The 2,447-nt window shown below is 27.5% G+C and carries 3 protein-coding genes; all 3 read right to left on the reverse strand.

The features are described 5' to 3' along the window. Positions 1–861, reverse strand: an 861-nt coding sequence (locus BMY79_RS11705) for a hypothetical protein (protein ID WP_143065866.1), incomplete at its 3' end; no start/stop codon positions are given. Between the two features lie 125 nt (positions 862–986). Beyond that, positions 987–2,105, reverse strand: a complete 1,119-nt coding sequence (locus BMY79_RS11710; RefSeq protein WP_143065867.1) for a hypothetical protein — start codon at positions 2,103–2,105, stop codon at positions 987–989. Between the two features lie 19 nt (positions 2,106–2,124). After that, positions 2,125–2,447 (reverse strand): hypothetical protein (locus BMY79_RS12330; RefSeq protein WP_207645465.1); only part of this gene is annotated, 323 nt, incomplete at its 5' end.

The following is a 2,447-nucleotide window of genomic DNA, read 5'->3' on the forward strand; positions in this document are numbered from 1 at the left end:
TCCAAGCATTTTTATATGCACCGGAGTCTTAGCAACATCACTTAAATATGTTGCTCGATATTTGATTTTGTTTGAATCTAATAAAGTTTCAAATGCAGATTTATCCATATAATTTTTCAAGCAATAGCTGTTTAGTTCTTGTGTTTCATTTTTTAGTGCTGATAAAACTCTATCATCAGCATCATATTTTAATTCTGTTTCTTTTATTTGGTTTGGCAACTCATCATATGAAATCATCTTCATCTGTTCCTCATCGATATAATATGCAAGATACTCAAAGCTATCTCTGGTCTTGTAATCCTCTTGTTTTGGAATTTCAAAAACCATTATACGTTTTCCTGATTTATCAGTACAGATGATTGGATTTTCAAATGATTTCTCAACTAAAATAGCAGCTTTATCTTCTTGCGAAAGACTTTCATACCCCTCAACTTTAGTAATATTTCTTTGAAAATTTTCATTACCTCCTAGAATTCTTTTTACTTCTGCTATAACATCAACCCTTTTTTCAACCTTTTTAGTATTTGTGTTGAATATTTCAATTTCTGCTTTTGGACAAAACAAATTATCATAAGAAATATTTTCACAATTTCTTCGATAAATTCGTGCATCGTAGCTTAGAATCTTCTTGTCATCTACTTGCATATCGTATACATACGAGTTACGTGTTCCCGCCTTTTTTACAATGCAAAAATCATTACCATTTTTATATACCGTTTTTACATTTTTAAATAATGATTCTGTTGGGTAATCTGCTTCTACGCCTTTTAAATGAGCCTCTTTTCCATGTAAGTAATCAATCTTTTCATTATAGTATTCACCTCTTGAATCTTCATATTTGGCAATTTCCATTTTTAACATTTCTTCCCTACTAGGGATATTTCTTTTGATTATTCCTATTATTATAAGAAAAAACACTAAAAAATAAAAAAACTTTATATCAATTATTTTATCCAAAAAATTTTTTTTCATTTTCTTTCTCCTAATCATCTCTCCATTTTATTAAGGAAATCGTATTTCACCTGTTTTTGAATTTTTAAATATTCTTGAAAACTTTTACAAGTTTTCCCCTTATATTCACGTTTATCGTCAAAATAACCACCAACTATCTTTATTCCTTTTTTTCCATAAGTTACTTTTTTTCCATCCGGCAAAAAATATCCAACTAATATATCTGGATTATTAATTCCACTTAAATGAAGTTGTACTTTCTTACCTTTTTGTCCTATGTATTTTTTCAAACCAGGATAGACTTTATACAATTTTGCATTAGAATTTGGCAAATCTTCAGTGTTAATATCCATATTTAATTCACCATATAGATCACTACCTTCATAATAATCTATTCCTTCTGTCTTAATTCCATTTTCCTTTAATAATTCTTTAAATGTGTCAGCATCCATATATACTTCTTTGTATACCCTTTTTTCAATATCGTTATAATCATCTTTGTAATCGCAATTTGAAGATGGATATACATGCTCATACACTTGATAACCATTTGTTTTACTTTTTAAATCTTTACCATCACAGTATATTACAGTATTGTTTGTATTAACAATTCCTATTTTCTTAATGTACAAACCATACAAAGCATTGTTTTTGTCATATTTTTTTAACCATGGCAATAAATCTTCTTCTTTATATAATTTATTCTTATCAATGTCATAGTATTGTATTTTTAAACAATCAATTTTAGCTAAAATATCTCTTGGTTTTTCTATGTCTTCATAAGGTAATTTCACACCTTGCCATATAGGATTATGACCTTTATCATTATAATAATGACATTTTAATGTTGTGAAAAAATCAAACTTTCTTTGAGACATTTCATATTTAAATGATACTAACTGATTCGATGACACTCTCTGAATTTCTTTTTGACATTCTCCTTCTCTTTTTAACACTACACAAACACTATCATCCAAAGTTCTACTTCTCTCTGCATACTCAACAGATGAAAGTCCTACTGAAGGATACCCTTTTCTCAATTTAACGTACTTAAAATCAAATGGTACAAAATATACTATGGTTATTAAAAGTAGTACAACACATACCATAATAATTTTTTTCTTCTTATTATCCTTATTTATTAGTTTTTTCAATTTTATAACTCCTTTCCTATCAAAAACCAAGATTTTCTTCAATCTTATTTTTTTCTTTTGTTATCTTTGTTGCTAAAGTGTTACTTGATTGAGTTCCTATATATTTTTCCACCTCTCTACAAACTTCCATATATTTTATAAGTTCACTATTACTCATATTTTTACTAACTCCTTTTTTAGCAATTTTTTTAACTTCAGCAAAACTCAATCCATACACTTTTATCTCTTTTTCATCCTTATACCAGTATAGTGTTAGTATGTAAATAGTACAAAACAAAATGAGACATTCCCTTTGAAGTATTATATAATCATCAATAGGAGGGCTCATTATGTCACGCAAAA

It is taken from the genome of Lachnobacterium bovis (assembly GCF_900111325.1).
Lineage (GTDB): Bacteria > Bacillota > Clostridia > Lachnospirales > Lachnospiraceae > Roseburia > Roseburia bovis_A.